This is a genomic window from Streptomyces sp. NPDC002754, assembly GCF_053592315.1.
In genome coordinates this window covers 587,094-605,857 of record NZ_JBSFVM010000001.1, presented here as the reverse complement: position 1 = coordinate 605,857, position 18,764 = coordinate 587,094, and the positions used below count along the sequence as shown (strand labels likewise).

Annotated in this window: 20 protein-coding genes and 1 pseudogene; 16 read left to right on the top strand and 5 right to left on the bottom strand. The window is 68.7% G+C overall.

What is annotated here, in order from left to right:
* Positions 1-5 precede the first annotated feature (5 nt).
* Positions 6-776, top strand: coding sequence for an SDR family NAD(P)-dependent oxidoreductase (locus tag ACWD2L_RS02970; protein WP_351332367.1), 771 nt, complete (start codon positions 6-8; stop codon positions 774-776).
* Between the two features lie 54 nt (positions 777-830).
* Here the strand turns inward: ACWD2L_RS02970 and ACWD2L_RS02965 are convergent.
* Positions 831-1,731: pseudogene (locus tag ACWD2L_RS02965) on the bottom strand (aminoglycoside phosphotransferase family protein).
* 169 nt (positions 1,732-1,900) lie between these two features.
* Here ACWD2L_RS02965 and ACWD2L_RS02960 point away from each other — a divergent pair.
* From ACWD2L_RS02960 to ACWD2L_RS02950, 3 genes are read left to right on the top strand one after another with little or no spacing between them, the layout of a single operon-like run.
* The gene (locus ACWD2L_RS02960) at positions 1,901-2,872 is read left to right on the top strand and encodes a DUF1648 domain-containing protein (RefSeq protein WP_351332364.1); all 972 of its coding nucleotides are present in this window, start codon (positions 1,901-1,903) and stop codon (positions 2,870-2,872) included.
* A gap of 2 nt (positions 2,873-2,874) precedes the next feature.
* Complete coding sequence (locus ACWD2L_RS02955; RefSeq protein WP_351332361.1) at positions 2,875-3,222, top strand: GntR family transcriptional regulator; 348 nt, start codon at positions 2,875-2,877, stop codon at positions 3,220-3,222.
* Positions 3,223-3,242: 20 nt separating this feature from the next.
* Positions 3,243-3,527, top strand: a complete 285-nt coding sequence (locus tag ACWD2L_RS02950) for a hypothetical protein (protein WP_351332358.1) — start codon at positions 3,243-3,245, stop codon at positions 3,525-3,527.
* Positions 3,528-3,634: 107 nt separating this feature from the next.
* On the opposite strand, the gene ACWD2L_RS02945 is transcribed toward ACWD2L_RS02950, so the two are convergent.
* Complete coding sequence (locus ACWD2L_RS02945) at positions 3,635-4,777, bottom strand: FAD-dependent monooxygenase (RefSeq protein WP_351332355.1); 1,143 nt, start codon at positions 4,775-4,777, stop codon at positions 3,635-3,637.
* Between the two features lie 246 nt (positions 4,778-5,023).
* Complete coding sequence (locus ACWD2L_RS02940; protein ID WP_351332353.1) at positions 5,024-5,506, bottom strand: MarR family winged helix-turn-helix transcriptional regulator; 483 nt, start codon at positions 5,504-5,506, stop codon at positions 5,024-5,026.
* Positions 5,507-5,580: 74 nt separating this feature from the next.
* On the opposite strand from ACWD2L_RS02940, the gene ACWD2L_RS02935 reads away from it, so the two are divergent.
* Positions 5,581-6,831 (top strand): multidrug effflux MFS transporter, encoded by a 1,251-nt coding sequence (locus tag ACWD2L_RS02935; protein ID WP_351332350.1) that lies wholly within the window; start codon positions 5,581-5,583, stop codon positions 6,829-6,831.
* A 202-nt stretch (positions 6,832-7,033) separates the two neighbouring features.
* Entirely contained in the window at positions 7,034-8,308 is a 1,275-nt protein-coding gene (locus ACWD2L_RS02930) for a lactonase family protein (protein WP_351332347.1), read from the top strand.
* A gap of 70 nt (positions 8,309-8,378) precedes the next feature.
* Here ACWD2L_RS02930 and ACWD2L_RS02925 read toward each other — a convergent pair whose 3' ends face one another.
* On the bottom strand, positions 8,379-8,783 hold the full coding sequence (locus tag ACWD2L_RS02925; RefSeq protein ID WP_351332344.1) for a cupin domain-containing protein: 405 nt from the start codon (positions 8,781-8,783) through the stop codon (positions 8,379-8,381).
* A 197-nt stretch (positions 8,784-8,980) separates the two neighbouring features.
* Here ACWD2L_RS02925 and ACWD2L_RS02920 point away from each other — a divergent pair, with 197 nt between their 5' ends.
* From ACWD2L_RS02920 to ACWD2L_RS02880, 9 genes are all read left to right on the top strand, one after another.
* Positions 8,981-9,589, top strand: coding sequence for a carboxymuconolactone decarboxylase family protein (locus ACWD2L_RS02920; RefSeq protein WP_451187120.1), 609 nt, complete (start codon positions 8,981-8,983; stop codon positions 9,587-9,589).
* Positions 9,590-9,677: 88 nt separating this feature from the next.
* Positions 9,678-10,631 (top strand): LysR family transcriptional regulator, encoded by a 954-nt coding sequence (locus ACWD2L_RS02915; RefSeq protein ID WP_351332338.1) that lies wholly within the window; start codon positions 9,678-9,680, stop codon positions 10,629-10,631.
* A 141-nt stretch (positions 10,632-10,772) separates the two neighbouring features.
* Positions 10,773-11,690, top strand: coding sequence for a VOC family protein (locus tag ACWD2L_RS02910; RefSeq protein WP_351332335.1), 918 nt, complete (start codon positions 10,773-10,775; stop codon positions 11,688-11,690).
* Between the two features lie 100 nt (positions 11,691-11,790).
* On the top strand, positions 11,791-13,227 hold the full coding sequence (locus tag ACWD2L_RS02905; RefSeq protein WP_351332332.1) for an NAD-dependent succinate-semialdehyde dehydrogenase: 1,437 nt from the start codon (positions 11,791-11,793) through the stop codon (positions 13,225-13,227).
* A gap of 12 nt (positions 13,228-13,239) precedes the next feature.
* The gene (locus ACWD2L_RS02900; RefSeq protein ID WP_351332330.1) at positions 13,240-14,028 is read left to right on the top strand and encodes a fumarylacetoacetate hydrolase family protein; all 789 of its coding nucleotides are present in this window, start codon (positions 13,240-13,242) and stop codon (positions 14,026-14,028) included.
* Complete coding sequence (locus ACWD2L_RS02895; protein ID WP_351332327.1) at positions 14,025-14,396, top strand: VOC family protein; 372 nt, start codon at positions 14,025-14,027, stop codon at positions 14,394-14,396. The genes ACWD2L_RS02900 and ACWD2L_RS02895 overlap by 4 nt, the downstream gene beginning before the upstream one ends.
* Positions 14,397-14,419: 23 nt before the next feature.
* Positions 14,420-15,208 carry an alpha/beta fold hydrolase gene (locus ACWD2L_RS02890; protein WP_351332324.1) on the top strand — a complete coding sequence of 263 codons (789 nt, stop codon included), beginning with the start codon at positions 14,420-14,422 and terminating at the stop codon, positions 15,206-15,208.
* Positions 15,205-15,684, top strand: coding sequence for a GlcG/HbpS family heme-binding protein (locus tag ACWD2L_RS02885; RefSeq protein WP_351332321.1), 480 nt, complete (start codon positions 15,205-15,207; stop codon positions 15,682-15,684). The genes ACWD2L_RS02890 and ACWD2L_RS02885 overlap by 4 nt, the downstream gene beginning before the upstream one ends.
* Before the next feature lie 2 nt (positions 15,685-15,686).
* Positions 15,687-16,679, top strand: a complete 993-nt coding sequence (locus ACWD2L_RS02880; RefSeq protein WP_351332318.1) for a uroporphyrinogen decarboxylase/cobalamine-independent methonine synthase family protein — start codon at positions 15,687-15,689, stop codon at positions 16,677-16,679.
* Between the two features lie 88 nt (positions 16,680-16,767).
* On the opposite strand, the gene ACWD2L_RS02875 is transcribed toward ACWD2L_RS02880, so the two are convergent.
* Positions 16,768-17,055, bottom strand: coding sequence for a putative quinol monooxygenase (locus ACWD2L_RS02875; protein WP_351332316.1), 288 nt, complete (start codon positions 17,053-17,055; stop codon positions 16,768-16,770).
* A 215-nt stretch (positions 17,056-17,270) separates the two neighbouring features.
* Here ACWD2L_RS02875 and ACWD2L_RS02870 point away from each other — a divergent pair, with 215 nt between their 5' ends.
* Positions 17,271-18,728, top strand: a complete 1,458-nt coding sequence (locus ACWD2L_RS02870) for an aldehyde dehydrogenase family protein (RefSeq protein ID WP_351332313.1) — start codon at positions 17,271-17,273, stop codon at positions 18,726-18,728.
* The last annotated feature ends 36 nt before the right edge of the window (positions 18,729-18,764 follow it).

Here is an 18,764-nt window from a genome sequence, read left to right as displayed (position 1 = left end):
AAAACGTGACCGCCATCGTCACCGGCGGCGCATCCATGCATGGAATCGGCCGAGCCACAGCACGGCTCCTCGTTTCACAAGGAGCCGACGTCGTCATCGCGGACATCCAGGACGCAGAGGGTAAGGAACTCGCCGCCGAACTCGGCCCGAAGGCCATGTACACGCACGTGGACGTCAGCTGCGAAACGGACTGGACCGGCCTGGTCGCGGCGACGGAGGAACGCTTCGGGAAAGTGAATGCACTGGTCTCCTGCGCAGGCATCGCACTGGACGGCACCATCGAATCCACCTCGACCGCGGACTACGAACGGGTGGTAGCCATATCCCAGACGGGCGTATGGCTCGGGATCCGCTCGGTGGCCCCCGCGCTGCGCGCTGCGGGAGGCGGCTCCATCGTCAATGTCTCGTCGGTGGCCGGAACCGTGGGCCAACCCGGCCTCGGCTCGTACAGCGCTGCGAAATGGGCGATTCGCGGAATCACCCGCCAGGCGGCGCTCGAACTCGCCGCGAACGGCATTCGCGTCAACGCCGTGCTGCCCGGCTTCGTCGACACGATGATGGGCGGTCAGGGAGCGGGGCAGCGCGAAAGCATCCGCCGGAACAAGGGGCACTCCGGCTCCACGGTCCCCCTGGGGCGAATCGGGGAACCCGAAGAGGTCGCGCACGTCATCGCGTTCCTGGTCTCCGCCGAGAGCAGCTATTGCACCGGCTCCGACTTCCTGGTCGACGGCGGCATGCTGGCCGGTCCTCTCGCCGAGGCCGCGGACTGGGCCTGATGTGACCAGCGGGGACGAGCGGCGTCCACGGGGCGTCGACTCGTCGCCCCGTGGCTACATCGAACTGCCTCTCAGCACACGCTCGAGTGCCGCCCGGCCGGCAGGCCCCCAGTGCGGCTTGCCGCCGGGAAAACCCCGGTCGCCGTTCTGTCCCATGAGCATCAGGAAGAGGCTCTTCCTGACGGCCAGCCCGCGGGCGCGCCGGATCGTCGCCCCGTCTGCCCGCGCGTACGTATCGAAGAACCGCGAGGCACTCCCCGCGGGCAGGAGCACCCATGCGGCAGCAAGGCCCCACGCCGGATCGCCGGCGCACATGTCACCGAAGTCGACGATGCCCGAGAGCGTTCTGTCCGCGACGACGACGTTCGCGGGATGCAGGTCGCCGTGCACCCAGGCCGGCGGACCTTCCCACCCAGGGGCCGCAACGGCGTCCCCCCAGACAGCCCGGACATCGCCGGCGAGGCCGTCGGGGACAACGGCCTGGATGAAGTCCTCGAAGCCGTCCGTGTAGTTCCTGGGATGGGCGCCGCGGTCCTCGGCGACCGGCGCCTCCGCGGGCGCCTTCACATGCAACGCCCTGAGAAAACCCGCCAGAGCCTCGGCCGCGTGCGCGCCGCGACTGATCACGCCGTGGTCCAGCGGCACGCCGGGGACCCACGTCATCACGGTCCAGTGCCCGCGGAAGCGCGCGGACGGTGCGCCGAACCGCACCGGGTTCGGCACCGGAAGCGGCAGACGCGGAGCCAGCACGGGAAGCCGGCGCCGCTCGTTGAACTGGCTCTCGGGGGTGGGGCCATGCGCTGCATCCGCACGGCCAACTCGCCCCGAGACACCACATTTGATTCCCCCAGCCGCCCGCCACCTCGCGGACGGCCAACCCCGCAAGGTCCGGGTGCTGCTCCTGCAACAGGTCACGGACCAGGTCCGCAGTGATCTCGATCTCCGTGTCGGTCATGCGAAACGACAGTACCGAGACGGCCCCGACGTCCTCCGCCGCTTCCCCGACTTTTGCGGGCCGAGCGGCAGGCTCACCCGTCAGCCGGCACGACGCGGTGTTCCATCTTCCATCCCTCCCACTTGTTCGCATACAATGCGAACAAGTCGAACTACTGCGAAGGGTCGTCATGGGAACACCGCGAGCGGGCAGAACCCGCACCCTCACCGCCGTCGCCGCGGCGCCGTACGTGCTCGCCCTCATCGCGTTCGCGGTGATCGTCGCCGTCGTCTCGGGTGACCTGCCCGACGAACTCGGCACCCACTTCGGGCTCGGCGGGGACGTCGACGGGACTGCCTCGCTCACCTCGTACGCCGTGAGCGCGCTGGTGACCCTGGCCGCGCTCGGCGCTCTCTTCGCGATCACCGTGCGCCGTGGCCGCGAGGCGCGCTCCACCCGGTTCACCGTGGTCCTGGGCTGGGGTGTCGCCGGATTCATCGGTTACATCCTCTCCGCCGTCGTGATCGTCAACCGCGGCCTGTCCGACGGCGCGGGGGCGTCCCTTCCGCTGTGGCAGATGGGCACGGCCGCGGGAGTCGGCCTGCTGTCCGCGCTGCTCGGCCGGCTACTGATCGCGCGAGTGCCGGTCCCGGAGGGGGAAGGCACGGGTGCGGGCGACACACCTCCGTACATGGAACTTCGCGCGGGCGAACGCGCGGTGTGGACCCGTACCGCCGTCAACGAGGTCGTCCTGACCGCGGGCGTCGCACTCGCGGCGGTCGGTGCGGCCAGGCTCGGCCTGTACGGCTGGTCTCCGTTCGTGATCGTGCTTCCGGTCGGAGTGCTGCTCACCTGCTTCGGTCGGGTACGAGTACGGGTCGACGCGCGGGGGTTGCGGGTGCGGTTCGGGGTGTTGCCCTGGCCCGAGGCCCGGGTGCCGCTCGACGCGGGCGAAGCCCTGGTACGGCAGGTCAGCCCGCTGGGAGACTTCGGCGGCTGGGGCTACCGGGTGCGCCCCGGTCGCTCCGGTGTCGTGGTGCGCGGTGGTGAGGCGCTGGCCGTCAAGCGGCGTTCCGGACGGGAGTTCAGCGTGACGGTCGACGACGCCCGTACCGGCGCCGCCCTCTTCAACGCGCTCGCCCGGCGCGAGAAGGTGAGCTGACGGTGCTCTTCCGCGTGGACCCGGCCGCGCGTACGCCACTTGGCGAACAGATCGCCGCCTGCGTACGCCGCGCCGTGGCCGCCGGCGAGGTCTCGACCGGCGAGCGCCTCCCGGCCGCCCGCACCCTCGCCGACTCCCTCGACGTCAACATTCACACAGTCCTACGCGGCTACCAGGCCCTGCGCGAAGAAGGTGTCATCGAACTCCGCCGTGGCCGCGGCGCAGTGGTCGTCGCCACCGGCGAAGGCGCGAGCGAAATCCGGGGCACGGTAAGGGAGTTGTGTACGCGAGCCCGCGAGGCCGGGGTGTCACGACAGGCGCTGATCGACCTGGTGGAGGAGGCGTACTGACGGCGGTCGAAGCGCCTGAAGTGCCCGCCACCGCCGGGTCGCCGTCGGACGACGCCGCCTCGACCAAGCCGCCCCAAGTGCACGGCAGCGCAGTCGACTTCACGGTCGAGGGCGGCACCGCGCGCGTGGACACCGCATCGCTGCGGGTCACGGGACACACCACCGACGAACGGTCCCTCCCGGTGTCCGGTGCGGCGGGGCAGCGACTCGGCAAGCCCGGCAAGGTGACCGTGGACGATGACACGGTCAACGGCTCACCGCAGACGGCATGGTGCAGCGCTCAAAATTCGGCGACGGCAAGCTGACCGTGACCGCCTGCGCCCGGGCAGCAGGCATGACCAGCCTGATGACCCGCCCCGCCGCCACCGGTTGGTTTGACCTCACACGCAAGGAGACATCGGCTCAACCCCCCTCAGAGCGGCTTGACCATCGTCTCCAGGCAGTGCTGGGTCAGCCCGGCATGGTCGAAGTCGGGGTGGCCGGCCGGGTCCATCTCGTAGTGGCCGATCTTCACGCAGGACTCCACGATCAGCTTGCAGCGGTCGTAGCGGCGACCGACGTAGGCCGAGAAGGCGGACTCCAGGTCCCCGGAGTCGGACAGGCACTCGGCGAGCACGACGCCGTCCTCGATGGCCTGCGCCGCTCCCTGCCCGAGGTGCGGCGGAACGGCGTGCACGGCATCGCCGATCAGGACGATCCGGCCGCGGTGCCAGGGCGCCGGGGCGATCAGCCACTCCTCCGGCCTGAAGACGATCGCGGACGGGTCGTCCAGGTACTTGTCACGCACGCGGCCGGTCAGGCCGCCGAACGGTGCGAGGTGTTTGCGCAGCTGCTCCGCGGTCTGCTCCTGCGGCAGCCGACGCCCCTCCTCCCAGTTCATGTTGTAGAAGAGGTACGCCAGGTCGGGGCCGATCGGAACGAATCCCGCCATTCCCGCCGGGCCGTGCTGCAGCACGATCCGGTCGATCTCCGGCTCACGCGGGATGTTCACCCGGAACGCGGACTGGCCCAGGTACTTCGGCTGCGGCCCGTCCTCGCCCAACACGTACGGGCGCACCTTGGAGTTGACGCCGTCCGCACCGACCACCATGTCGACGGTGACCGTGCCGCCGTCGCTGAGGGACACATCAACGCCACCGGCGTGCTCGGTCAGTTCGGTGAACGTCGCGCCGTATGTGATGACGACGCCGACCTCCAGCGCCTTGTCCGTCAGAATCTTGTGCAGCTTGGGCCGGGTCAGGCCGTTCATCGACGGCAGACCGGACTCCGGGATGACCGCTCCTGGCACCTCGCGGATCTCGTTGCCATCAACGTCGAGCATCCGCCCCCAGGCCTTACTGGCGTAGCCGGCGGCCAGGCACTCCTCGAGACAGCCGATCATCGACAGCGCCCGCAGCGCGTTCACCGGCTGAATGATCCCCACTCCGTAGACAGAGGAGTGGACGCCCTCCTGCAGCTCCAGGATGCGGGTTTCGTATCCGGCGTTCTGCAACGCGATCGCGGTGGACAGGCCACCGATCCCGCCACCGACTATCAAGACACTGCCTCGAATCATCCCAGCCACCTTCGCTAGCCGTTTCTTCCCGTCGTCTTCCAGACACACGGGACTGATCACGGCTACGAAAGTAGTGACGCGGCAGACGGCTGGATAGCGCGCTGGGACTCAACCTCAACGTGCAGTACGAGCGCTTCCCCACGGATCGCGCATGCCCTCTCTCCATTGGCTCGCCCGGGGACGGCGGCTCGCCCGGGGACGGCGGCTCGCCCGGGGACGGCCGACGCGGAAACCGACCGGGCGAGGTCAGGACTCCGGGCCGGGGCCCTCGCGCAGCACCGTGTCCAGCGCCCGCAGCGCGTCCGTGGCGGACTCGATGGCGTCGGCTTGTTCCGGAGTGAGTTCGGACAGCGCCGATCGCAAGGTTTTTGACCACGTGACAGCGATCGACTCCACGGCACCGAGTGACTTCTCCGTCGGGAGCAGCCAGGTGATCCGGCGGTCCTCGGCGCTGCGCTCCCGCTCGACCAGCCCGCGTTCCACCAGCCCGCGAACGGCGGCGCTGACATTGCTCTGCCGCATGCCCAAGCGGCGGGAGATCTCGCCGCCTGTCACGCCCGGCGTCGAAAGAACCTGCTTGACCACGGCCAACTCGCTGTTGGACAGCGGCTCCAGCCCAGCCACCTCGGGCAACAAGCGATGGATCGTCCAACCCAGGTCGCGTAGCACCGTGGCGAGCCTTCGCTGCTCGACCGCATGGTTTCGGGCCGCAGTCATGAGTTCGACCATATCAGATATGTTAGAGATATATATCTAGCTCATAACTAACTGCCACGCTCACTTCTTGTGGATCGGAAGCACAGATGGAAGACACCCCCGTTCGCGTCACTGGCCGGTTGATCGCCGCCCTGGCCCTGATGACCGCTGTCGCCCCGCTGGCGCTGGACATGTATCTGCCCGCGTTCCCCGCGATGGCCCAGGAACTCGGCACCACCGCCACCGGCGTACAGCTGACACTCACCGCGTGCCTGGCCGGTCTCGGCCTGGGCCAACTGTTCATCGGGCCGATGTCCGACGCGCTCGGCCGTCGTCGGCTGCTGCTGCTCGGCACCGCGATCTGCGCGGTCACCGGGGTCGCCTGCGCGCTGGCTCCGAATGTCGAACTGCTGGCCCTGGGCCGGTTCCTGCAAGGACTCAGCGGCGCGGCCGGCGTCGTGCTGGCCCGGTCCGTCGTCTCCGACACCTCGCGCGGTCAGGCGGCCGCGCGGCTGCTCGGCGTGCTGATGATCATCAACGTGGTGGCTCCGGTCGTCGCCCCGCTGTCCGGCGGCGCGATCGTCGCCTTCGCGAGCTGGCGAGCGGTGTTCTGGGTCCAGGCGGCCCTGGCCCTGCTGGCCTCCGTCTGCACACTGGTGTGGGTGCGCGAGTCACTGCCGAAGTCCGCACGCGCCCGAGGTGGCCTGAGCGCGACGTTCTCCGCCGTCCGGGAGACCCTGACCAGCCGGACCTACGTCGCCTATCTCCTCACCTTCTGCTTCGCCTTCGCGGCTCTCTTTGCCTACATCTCGGCGTCGCCGTTCGTGATGCAGCAGGTCATCGGCCTGTCGTCGGGGATGTACTCGCTGCTGTTCGGCCTCAACGCGTTGGTCGTCGTGGCCACCAGTGCCGTCGCCGCCGCGCTGGCCGGGCGCGTTCCGTACCGCCGCATGATCGCGGTCGGACTGACCGTCGCCGTACTGTCGGCCGTCGGCTTGGCGGTGTGTGTCTCGGCTGGCGTACCGACGGTCCCGACGCTCGTGCTGTTCGCCGTGTTCCAGGGCTCGATGGGCCCCATCTTCGCCAACGCCACCACGCTCGCGCTGGCCGAGACCGGCAAGCACGCCGGGACCGGATCGGCGTTCCTGGGCTTCCTGCAGTTCCTGCTCGCCGCGGCGATCTCACCGCTGGTCGGCATCGCGGGCGAGAACAGCGCCGCCCCGATGGTCATCGCCATACTCGTGTCGATCGCCCTCGCCACGGTGGCGTTCGCAGTACTGCCCGACAAGTCCACTGAGACTGAACGCGAGAACAGTACGGAAGGTGATCTCAGCACCACGGTGGCCACCTCGGAGTAGCTCAGTAACTCCGTCGGTCGGCCCGGGGGCATGGCCCATGCCCCCCGGGCCGACCGGAGACCCACGTCCGACAGACACACACTTAGTTTGCGTTCCGGCCGCTTACAAGCCGCTCGCTCTGGCCGCCACGATCACGCGAAGAGCAGTCCTGGCACCCATGCGGAGGAACGCGATGGACAAGCACGCGATAGGGAGGCGGGCCGTGGCCAAGGGAACGGTCGCCCTCGGATTCAGCCTCTTCGCCGGCACCGTACCTGCACGGGCCGTGGCCGGAACCCGTACGAGCACGATGTTCCTGGCCGTCGGAGCCTGGTCGCACCTGGGCGGCGAACAGGGCCTGTGGCTCTACGAGTTCGACCCCAGGACAGGGGACCTGAAGCTGAAGACGGCCGTCGCGGACGACATCAGCGTCGGAGATTTCTTTGTCACTCCCAAGAATGACGCGCTTTACGTCGTTGATTCCAAGGCCGACCTGCCCGGGGAGACGGGAGGCGGCGGCCGGGTGATCTCCTTCGCCATCGACGCCGACTCCGGCGAGCTGACGCAGATCTGCGCTGCACGCACATACGCCGCAATGCCGTCGATGCCCGCAGTGGACGGCACCGGCAGGTACCTGATGGTTTCGAACCACGGCACCTCGGCTCCCGTCACGAAGAGCGAGAAGGGGCGGGACGGCACGTGGCATGTCACAACGGATTACGGAGACTCCACGACGGCTCTGTTCCCTGTCGACGAGAATCGTGTCATTGGCCAGCCTTACGACATGTACAAACATCACGGGTCCGGCCCGAATGCCAATCAAGCAAACGCTCACCCGCATTGCTGCGTCCCCGACCCGAGCGGCAACCTCTTCGCCGTGTGCGACAAGGGAAGCGATCGAATCAGCTTCTTCCGAATCGACCGCGACCGGAACGAACTCATCCGCACATCCGAACACGCGCGCCCGAGCGGGTCCGCCCCGCGGTACTGCACCTTCCATCCGCACAAACCGTACTTCTTCATGAACAACGAAGCCGTGAACGAGGTATGTGCGTTCACCTACGACACGGAGGGAAATCTGACTCCCGTCAATACCGTGGAGCCGGTACCGGGAAGGTGGCTCAAGAGCAGGATCCCAGAAGGCGGAAAGTTCGAACAGCAGGACTTGAAACTGAACGCCTCAGGCACCCGCCTCTACGCGATCACGCGCGGCGCAAGCGACAACACCTCCGGATTCGAGTGCATCACCACCTTCATGGTTGATCAGGAATCCGGCCGACTCACACGTCTACAGATCCTGAATCTCGACTGCACATGGCCGAGGGGGTGCGACATCTCTCCGGATGGCCAGTACCTGGTCGTGGCCTGCATATCCAGCGAGGAACTCCTCGTGCTCAAAATCCGCGAGAACGGAACCTTGCAGGACACGGGGAAACGCACCCCCCAACCGACGGCCGCGGCCTGCATATTTTACGAGCTGCCACATCATTCGCATTGACAACCCGACGGTCCCGCGCAGGGCAGTATGAATCCGGTATATGAATCCACTTTCTGCGCAAAGCCGTGCGTCAGCCCATCTGGTCCTCCGCCGACAGGTGTTCCACCGTCTTGCCGGTCTCGGTGAACGTGCGAGTCACGTACCCGGAGGAGTACACCCACAGGATGCGCAGCGGGGTGTCTCCGACGTTGCGGAACAGGTGGGGTATCGGGGAGGGGACGTACGTCGTGTCGTACCGCTCCAGCTTCGTCACCTCGCCGTCGACCACGACCTCGGCCTCGCCGTCGAGGATCGTGACGTGCTCGTCGCAGTTGTGCGAGTGCAACGGGGCGCCGGAACCCACCGGGTAGACGCTGATCCCGCTGGTGATCTTGTTCTCGCCGCCCGCGGAGGGGGTCGTGATCAAGGGTGTGGACGCGACGGCTCCGCCCCGGTCGAGGAGCGGGACGTCGGCGGCCTTGATGATCGTGGTCATGCGGGGAACCTCTCACCAGTAGTGCAGTGCGTCGACCGAGGCTAGAAGGCGTGTGACGTCGGGGGATGCCGTTCGGCGCGCAGCTTTACGTTGCACTCCCGGAGGGATCACGGCGGGCGGGTGCGGGGGTACCGTCGGCCACCGTCCGCACGGCTAAAGCAGGCCGTGCCCTGATGACACCAAGGCGGTATGCGGCCATGCGGCTCCCCGTGCTCAGCGAAGACGAGATGACCCCGCGCCAGAAGGAGTTGGCCGCCCGGATCGCCGGCAAGCGGGGGGCCGTGCGCGGCCCGTTCCGCGTGTGGCTGCACAGTCCGGAGATGGCCGAACGGGCCGACTCCCTGGGCGCGTTCGCGCGCTTCGACTGCTCCCTGCCCAAGCATCTGCGCGAGCTGAGTCTCCTGATGGCCGCGCGCAACTGGGACGCCCAGTACTCCTGGAACGCGCATGTGCAGCAGGCCATCGACGCCGGGATCCCGGAGGCCGCCGTCCGTGCCATCGCCGAGAAGCGGCACACGGACGTGCACTTCGACGACCCTGCCGACCAGGCCTTCTACCAGTTCGTGCACGAGGTGCTCGACGAGCACTTCGTCACGGACGACACATTCGCCGCGGCCCACCAGCACTTCGGCGCCCAGGGCCTGGTCGACGCCATCGGCGCGCTCGGCAACTTCACCATGCTCGGCATGTGCCTCAACACCTTCCAGGTGGATCTGCAGGCCGACAAGGAGCCGCCGTTCCCGGACGTGCGGGAATACGGGCGAGTGGCGCGCGAGCAGCGCAAGCAGCACCCGCACTCTCGATAGGCGAATCGATTGACAACATGATGGTTGACAATTTAGGTGAGGGTGACCTTATTTTGATCTCTGCGGGGGCACCTGAAAGCGAGGGACCATGGACCGCCTACTGCTCATGCACAGCTTCGTCACCGTCGCCCGGAACGGCAGCTTCAACGGGGCCGCGAAGAAACTCGGCTCCTCCGGCTCACTCGTCTCCCGGCACGTGGCCGAACTGGAGCGACAGGTCGGCGTCCGCCTCGTCAACCGCACCGCGCGCTCGGTGAGCCTGACGGAACAGGGCCTGCTCTACGCCGAGTTCTGCTCCCGCATCCTCGACGAGATAGCGGAACAGGACACCTCGCTGGCGCAGAGCCACGACCGGGCCGAGGGCACACTCAGCATCATCTGCCCGAAATGGATCGGCAGCCTGGACCTCGGCGACGCCATCGCCGCCTTCTCGGCCGCCCATCCGAAGATTCACGTACGGTTCGAACTCGGCGGCATGTCGGACCGGACGTACGACTTTCTCGACAGCGGATTCGACGTCGCGTTCCACACCCGCGATCTGCGGGATTCCGGGGTGCGCCTGAAGAAGATCGCCTCGTTGCCTTTCGTCCTGTGCGCCGCTCCGGAATACCTGGAGCGCCACGGGCCGCTCACCGAGCCGAACGCCATCGCCCGGCACGAGTGCCTTGTGCACGTCAACGATCCGGTGTGGCGCATCGGCCACGGACACGCGTCGACACTGCACAAGATCCGCGACGTGGCGTTCTCCTCGAACTCCTACATCGCCCTGCAGAAGGCGGCCGTGCACGGTCGCGGCATCGGGCTTCTTCCGCAGCGACCCGCCTACGACGACCTCCTCTCCGGCGCCCTTGAGGTACTGCTGCCCGAACTGGGCGCCCCCGACCGGCCGTTGTACGCGATCTACGGACCCGGCCGGTCGACACCGAAGAAGGTCGCCGTGTTCCTGGAGTACCTCACAGGATGGTTCTCCAGGAACCCCATGCCGGCGCTCGGAGCCGGTGCGCAACCAAGGATTGCAGAGACCGCACGGCAGGCCCGTTGAGGCCGTCGGCCGGCAAATCTACGATCGCCGGGGGAATTCAGGGCCACGCCCACGCCCACGTTCAGGTTCAGGTTCAGGTGAAAGTTCAGGTTCGAGTTCACACTCACGCTCGGCGAAATTCCGTCATGGAATGAGGAATCGATGGGGATTCAGCGCATGGAATCGGTCGCCTACAGGGTCCCGGACACCGGGGTTCTGGATGGATCCGTGCGGTTCTTCGAGGACTTCGGTCTACTCCTGCTCGAACGGACCGATGAGCACGCCGCCCTGGAGACCCTGGCCGGGCAGACCGTCCAGCTGGACACCACTCCGGGAGCATTCCTGCCGCCACCCCTCGAGGACGGGCCGACGGTGTGCGAGATCGTCTGGGGCGTGGACAGTGCGGCCGAACTGGAGCTCCTGGTACGGGAGGTGGGCAAGGACCGTGCGGTGCGCGAGAGCGCGGACGGCGTGCACCACACCGTCGACGAGACCGGCTTCGGGGTCGGGCTCACCCTCGCCCGCCCGCGCCCCCTCGATGTCACTCCGCGCCCGGCCAACGTCTCCGGCAGCATCGACCGCTGGAACGCCCCGCTGGGGCCGGTCGGGCAGGTGCGGCCACTGCGGATGTGCCACGTCGCCCTCAACATCCCCAAGGCCGGACGCGCGGCGGCCGTCGCCTTCTACACCGACCGGCTGGGCTTTCGCCCCACCGACATCGTCGAGCCCATGGGTGTCTTCATGCAGGCCCCCGGCGACGACGACCAGCACACGTTCCTGCTCTGCCACCGGCCCGACAAGGCCGGGATCAACCACATCGCGTACGAGGTGCCGGGCGTCGACGATGTCATCGAGGGCGGCAACAACATGATCGACAAGGGATGGCGCGAGGCCCGCAAGCTCGGCCGGCACACCATCGGCTCCAACATCTTCCGCTTCCTGCACGCGCCGTGCGGCGGCCGAGTCGAGTACGCGTGTGACATGGACCGGGCCGACGCGACGTACGAGACCCGGGTCCACGAGACGGCTCCGCCGCACACCATCTGGTCGTTGCGGCAGAACCGTGACGCCGAACGTTAGGCGCGGACGCCGGGCTCCTCGCCCCGGACCTCACTGCTCGATCGCCGCAAGGGCTCGACGCGCACCGCCGCAGGGGCTTGATCCGAAAGGTCACCCGCTTATGACCAGCTACCCCACCATCCGCCTGTACATCGACGGCGCGTGGCGCGACTCCGGAGACGGTAGGACCGCGCCGGTCGTCAATCCGGCCACCGAAGAGGCCCTCGGGGCCGTCCCGTTGGCGACCGCCGGTGACCTCGACGACGCGCTGAACGCCGCCGACCGAGGCTTCAAGGTCTGGCGCGACACCCCGATCGCGCGGCGCAGCGAAATCCTGCACCGCGCCGCCGATCTCCTCACCGAACGCGCCACCGACATCGCCGAGGTCATGACCCTGGAGGGCGGCAAGCCGCTCAAGGAGGCGGCCGGCGAAGCCACGCGCACGGCCGACACCTTGCGCTGGCACATCGAGGACGCCCGCCGCGCCTACGGCCGGACCATACCCACCACCCCCGGCACCCTGCTCTCCGTGCGCCGCGAACCGATCGGCCCCGTCGCCGCGTTCGTGCCGTGGAACTTCCCCGTCGGCGGCCCGAACCGCAAGATCTCCTCCGCTCTGGCCGCGGGCTGCTCGATGGTCATCAAGGCGTCGGAGGAGACCCCGGCGACAGCTGCGGCACTGGTCGCCTGCTACGCCGACGCGGGCCTGCCGCCGGGTGTCCTCAACCTCGTCTTCGGCGAACCGGCGGACGTATCAGCCCAGTTGATCTCCTCTCCGGTCACCCGACTCGTCGCCTTCACCGGCTCCGTACCCGTCGGCAAGCTGCTCGCCGCCAAGGCCGGCGAGGTGATGAAGCCGTCCCTGATGGAGCTCGGCGGCCACGCCCCGGTCATCGTGTGCGCGGACGCCAACCCGGCCAAGGCCGCCCAGCGCGCCGCACGGGCCAAGTTCTTCAACGCGGGCCAGGTGTGCACATCACCGAGCCGCTTCCTCGTCCACGAGTCGCTGTACGAGGACTTCGCCGCCGCGTTCGTGAAGGCGACGGAGGCGGTCGTCGTCGGCGACGGGCTCGACGCGCAGACCACGATGGGCCCGCTCTCCAACGAGCGCCGCCTGGCCGCCGCCGAGCGCCTGACCGCCGACGCCGTGCGTCGCGGGGCCACCGTGCGCACCGGCGGGCTTCGCCTGGAGCGGGCCGGCCACTTCTTCGCGCCGACCGTCCTGACCGACGTACCGCAGGACGCGCTGATCATGAGCGAGGAGCCGTTCGCGCCCATCGCCCCGATCGTCCCCTTCACGGACCTCGACGACGCACTCGCGCTCGCCAACTCGCTCCCGTTCGGACTCGCCGCGTACGGATTCACCGACTCGGCGGCCACCGCCGAGAAGCTCGCCGCAGGCCTGGAGGCCGGGATCCTCTCGATCAACCACTGCGGCGGTTCCGTGCACGAGGCCCCCTCCGGCGGTGTGAAGGACAGCGGCTACGGGCGTGAGGGCGGACCCGAAGCGCTCGACTCCTACCTCGTCACCAAGCGCGTCTCGCACCAGCTGAGCTGAGGCCCAACTCCCATGAAATACACGCGAGTCGACGTCGAAGGAAGCGCCCGCTGGGGCCGTGTCACCGGTGACGTCGTGGAACTGCTCTCGGCCTCCCCGCTGGAGGGCCCGGCTCCCTCGGTCACGGGCGAACTGCCCGTGACCGAGGCCCGCTGGCTGCCCCCGGTGGTCCCACCGGTGTTCTACGCAGTCGGGTTCAACTACCCCCGCCACATCGCCGAGCACCACGCCGAGACACCCCAGCGCCCCGAGGTCGGCTACCGCGCCAACAACGCGCTGACCGGGCATGGTTCACCGATCGTCAGGCCGTCCGACGTCACCGGGCGGTTCGAGGCCGAGCCGGAACTGGTCGCCGTCATCGGCACACGGATGCGTCACGCCTCGTACGACGAGGCACGCGCGGGCATCTTCGGCTGGACGATCGGCAACGACGTGAGCGCCCGCACCTGGCAGCACGAGGACCGCACGTTCTGGCGCGCCAAGAACAGCGACACGTTCAAGCCGATGGGCCCCTGGATCAAGACCGGTGTGGACGCCCTCGGACCGGCCACCACCACGACGCTGCGCGTGAACGGCGAGGTCCGTTCCCGGTTCCCCACCGGGGACATGGTGTTCGACCCGTACGACTACATCGTCGCGATGAGCCGGCGCCTCACCCTGCACCCCGGGGACGTGTTGTGGATGGGCGCCGAGTCGACCAGTCAGCTGGAGCCGGGGGACACCGTCGACGTCGAGATCAGCGGCATCGGCGTGCTCTCCAACCCCGTACACGAGGAACTTGAGGAAGGGACAAGCGCATGAGCAAGGCGCCCCGCTACATCCACCACGTCAACTTCCCGACCACCGACCCGGATCGCACCGCGGACTGGTACACGAAGGTCTTCGGGATGAAGCGCATCATGCCCAAGTCGAACACGCGCGTGGTGCTGATGACCCGCGGCAACTTCGACCTGCACTTCACTCCGGTCGAGGAGATGGAGCGCATGGCTCCCTACCACTTCGCCGTCGAGGTCGACGACTGGGACGAATTCCTGGACCACCTGGGCGAGTTGGGGATCCGGCACACCAGGCCGATCGAGCGCCCCGAGAACCAGTCGAAGTTCTGCTACATCCACGATCCCGACCACACCATGATCGAGCTCGTGTACCACGCCAAGCGCCCCAACTAGCCGGACGCACTGAGGAGTTATTCATGCCATACGCCGATTCCGAGGACGGCGCGCGCATCTACTACGAGCGTCACGGCTCCGGTCCCGCCATCCTCTTCGTGCACGGCTCCGGCGGCCACCACGCCGCCTGGTGGCAACAAGTCGCCGCACTGCGCGAAGAGTTCACGGTACTGACCGTGGACCTGCGCGGCTTCGGCAAGTCCGATTCGTCGATGGCGGAGTTCGACGGCCAGGACTTTCCCGGTGACGTCGTCGCCGTCCTCGACCAGGAGGACATCCACGACGCGATGCTGGTCGGCCAGTCCATCGGCTCCGTCGCCGCCCTGCGTGCCGGTCTCGCCCGGCCCGATCGGGTCTCGTCCGTCGTCCTCGGCCACTCGCTCGGCGGCATCGGACACCCCGAGCTGGCGGAACTCGCCGCCGCCGACCGCGCCGAGGCCGTCAAACTCCCCGTCATCGACCGCCTGTTGACGAAGACGTTTCAGATCGAGCGAGCCGACCTGACCTTCCTGTTCCAGCAGATGGGCACCTTCAACGTCGCCAAGATGGCCGACCTGCGCAACCTGGACACCAACGGGCCTTCGCTGTGGGACATCACGGAGTCCGGTGTCCGCGTCGCGTTCCTCGCCGGTGAGAAGGACGCGGTGCTCAGCGTCAAGACCGTGACCCGCGCCCACGAACTGCTCCCCGGCTCCCATCTGGAGATCGTCGAGGGCGCGCCCCACTCCATGTACTGGGAGACACCCGGCAGGTACAACACGGCCGTCGCCCGCCTGCGCCGCACCCTGACCCCTGTGAAGGATTCCGCATGACCGCCGCTCTGACGCTCGCCGCCGCAGAAGAAATCATCGCCGCCGCCCACGAACGCTCCCAGGACGTCGGAAAGGCGGTCTCGGTCGCCGTCGTCGACGCGGGCGGCTTCGTCGTGGCGATCCGCCGCCCCGACGGCGCCCGCCCCCTGACCCCGGACATCGCCCGCGCCAAGGCGTACACCGCGGCGATCATGCAGCGGCCGGGGAAGATGCTGAAGAAGTGGCAGGAGAGCCAGCCCGTCTTCTTCTCCCAGCTCTCGCAGCTCCCGGGCGCCGCCATGCCGATCATGGCCGCCGACGGCAGCCTCACCATCAAGAAGGACGGCGAGATCATCGGCGGCCTCGGCATCGCCGGCGGGACCGCGGACGAGGACCAGGTCATCGCGGAAGAAGTCCTCAAGTCCCTCGGCTACGAGCTGGAGTTCGCGGCCTGGGGCGTCGCGGGCAAGCCGGCCTCTCCCGGCAAGGAGTCCTGACCATGGCGGACACGTTCAACTTCCGCATCGACCACCACGGCAGCCTGGTCCGCCCGGCGGGCCTGGACCGCACCGACCCCGCCTCCCTCGACACGGCGATCGCCGACTCGGTGGCCCGACAGCGCAAGCTGCGCTCCACGGTCGTCACCGACGGCGGATTCCCGTACGAGGACTCCCGCGGCGTCATTCTGGAACACGTCGGCGGAGTGCGGCGTACCGGCGGCACGGACGCCGACGGCCTGCCGGCCTGGGCCGCGGACGCGGCGCCGAAGGCAGCAGGATCGTCGGCGGTGGACCGCGCCACGCGACTGTCCGAGCTGACGCTGATCGCACCGAAGGTCACGCTCCCGGCGCCGTCCTATCTGGCCGCCACCGTTCAAGGGCCGCTGCCCGCCCGGGAGTTGGGCGAGGCGTTCGCCGAGATCATCCGGGCGGAGATCGGCCGCCTGGTCGACGCCGGGGTCCGCCTCATCCAGCTCGACAACCCGTTGCTGCTTCCCGCGACGGGCCCGGACGAGACCCCGGTGGGCACCCTGTCGTTCGCGGAGGCACTCACCGTCGACGCCCCCGCCACCGTCCTGGACACCCGCCCCGAGGGCGTCCGCATCGGCTACTTCCCGGGAGCGACACCTCCGGGCACCGTCGACCGGGACAAGGCGCGGCAGCTCTACTCCGGAATCCCGGTGGACCGCTGGGTACTCCCCCTGCTGCACGCTTCCACCGCGGAACTCGACCTCGTACGCACCCTGCCCGAGGACAGGGACGTGTGCTTCGGGGTCGTGGACGCGTCCGTGGCGGGCCTGGAGGATGTCGACACGGTCCTCGACCGCTTGGACAAGGCAGGCGAGTTGAAGGACTTGGAGGACGCCGCGATCCTCCCATCGCGCGGGTTCGCGGACATCGCCGCCCGCCCCCTCCTCACGCAGGACGAGGAGCACAGCAAGCTGGTCCTGGTGGAGACCCTGGCCAGATACGTGTGGGGCAACGAGTTCTGAGCGACGCACACCGCGCCCCCGGGGAAGCCGCTGTGCGGGCCTTCCTCAGGGGCGCGGAGCACTTCCAGGGCACACCTAGAGCACACACCTAGAGCACTTCAGCGAACGTGACCTCCCGTGACGTCAGCAGGGGACGCACCACGCCCACGACGAACTCCGCGAAGTGTGCGGACGCGCAGTGTGCGTCGAACCCGGCCCGGTCCTCGTACACCTCGTACAGCACGAAGCCCCCGGGAACATCCACCTCCGCGTGCACCTCGTAGGCGCGGTTCGCGGTCTCCTCCAGCGTGGCTTCCCGCGCCTTCAACAGGGCGTCCCGCACGGTCTCCGCATCCTCGGCGGCACAGCGGTAGTGGGCAAAAACGGCGTACGCCATGGGGTGACTCCTTTACCTGAAAGACCAGTTCAACAGCGCCCCCGATTGCAACACACATCGCCTCGGCACCGGCCCGCGCACAGCGCAACCATTGGCTGCCTCCCCGGATCTCCCGCACACCGGTCCGCATGGTGTGTCGTACATCGGGTTCCAGATGTCGCAGAGCCCCGTGAGTCCGGCGGACCCCGGAGTACCCGGAGAGAGAAGTGATCGAGATGCGTGACGTGGAAACCCTGGTCGGCGGGGAGTGGGTGGCCCCGGCCTCCGGCGAGTCGATCGAGGTGCAGAATCCGGCCGATCTGCGCGCGCCGGCCTTCCGGGTCCCCGCGCTCACCCCCGAGGCCGTCACCCGCGCCTACGGCCACGCCGAGCGCGGCTTCGCGGTCTGGAAGCGCACCAGCCCGCTGGAGCGCAGCGCCGTGCTCACCAAGGCGGCCGGGCTGTTGCGCGAGCGCGCCGACGACATCGCCGTCGACGTCGCCACGGAGAACGGCAAGACCCGTGCCGAGGCCCGCGGCGAGGCCATCAAGGCGGCCGACTTCCTGGAGTACTACGGGCTCCTCGTCGGCCGCGGCGGCTACGGCACACTCCTCAACGACGCCCGCCCCGACACGCGTACGACGGCCCAGCACGAGCCGCTGGGCGTCGTGTTGGCGATCACTCCGTGGAACGATCCGCTGATCACCCCGGCCCGCAAGCTCGCCCCGGCGCTCGCCGCCGGCAACGCCGCGATCCTCAAGCCGGCCACCGAGACCCCGGTCTCCGGGCTGCACCTGGCGCGGGCGCTGCACGACGCGGGACTTCCGGCGGGCGTCCTGAACGTCGTCACGGGCCGTACGGCGCAGATCGAGGACGCGCTGCTGGGCGACCGGCGCATCGCCGCCGTGACGTTCACCGGCTCGAACGAGGTCGGCGGCCGGCTCCGTACGACGTTCGCCACCCGCAACATCCGCTTCCAGGGCGAACTCGGCGGCAAGAACGCCTCCGTGGTCCTCGCCGACGCCGACCTCGCGAAGGCCGCGAAGACCGTCGCCGCCGCCTCCTTCGGGCAGGCGGGACAGCGCTGCACCGCCACCAGCCGTGTCATCGTCGAGCGGCCCGTGTACGAGGAGTTCACGCGGCTGCTGCTCGCCGAAGTGGCGCACATCGAGCCGGGGGCCCCGCTCGCGCGGGGGACGGGCATGGGCCCCCTTTCCAGTCCGCGGCAACGCGACAGCGTCGTCGGGCACATCGAGAACGCCGTCAAGCAGGGTGCGAAGGTGCTGGCGGGCGGCGACGTGCCGAGCGATGCCGACCTCGCCCACGGCTGCTACGTCAACCCGACCGTCCTCGGTGAGGTGTCAGCCGATGTCGACATCTGGCGCGAGGAGGTCTTCGGCCCGGTCGTCGCGCTGCGTGCCGTCGAGTCCTTCGACGAGGCCGTCGCCGCCGTCAACGACTCCTCCTTCGGCCTCGCCGCCGCCGTGTTCACGCGCGACCTGAACGCCGTCCACCGCTTCGCCGAAGAGGCCGAGTGCGGCCAGATCGCCGTGAACCTCACGACGCCCGGCTGGGACGTCCACCACCCCTTCGGCGGCTTCCACGACTCCGGCTCCCCGTTCAAGGAGCAGGGCACCGAGGCGCTGCACTTCTACACCCGCGTCAAGACCGTCGCGATCCACTACGGCGCCTGACCAAGGCCCTGTCCCCCACCGCAAGAAAGGAGGCGG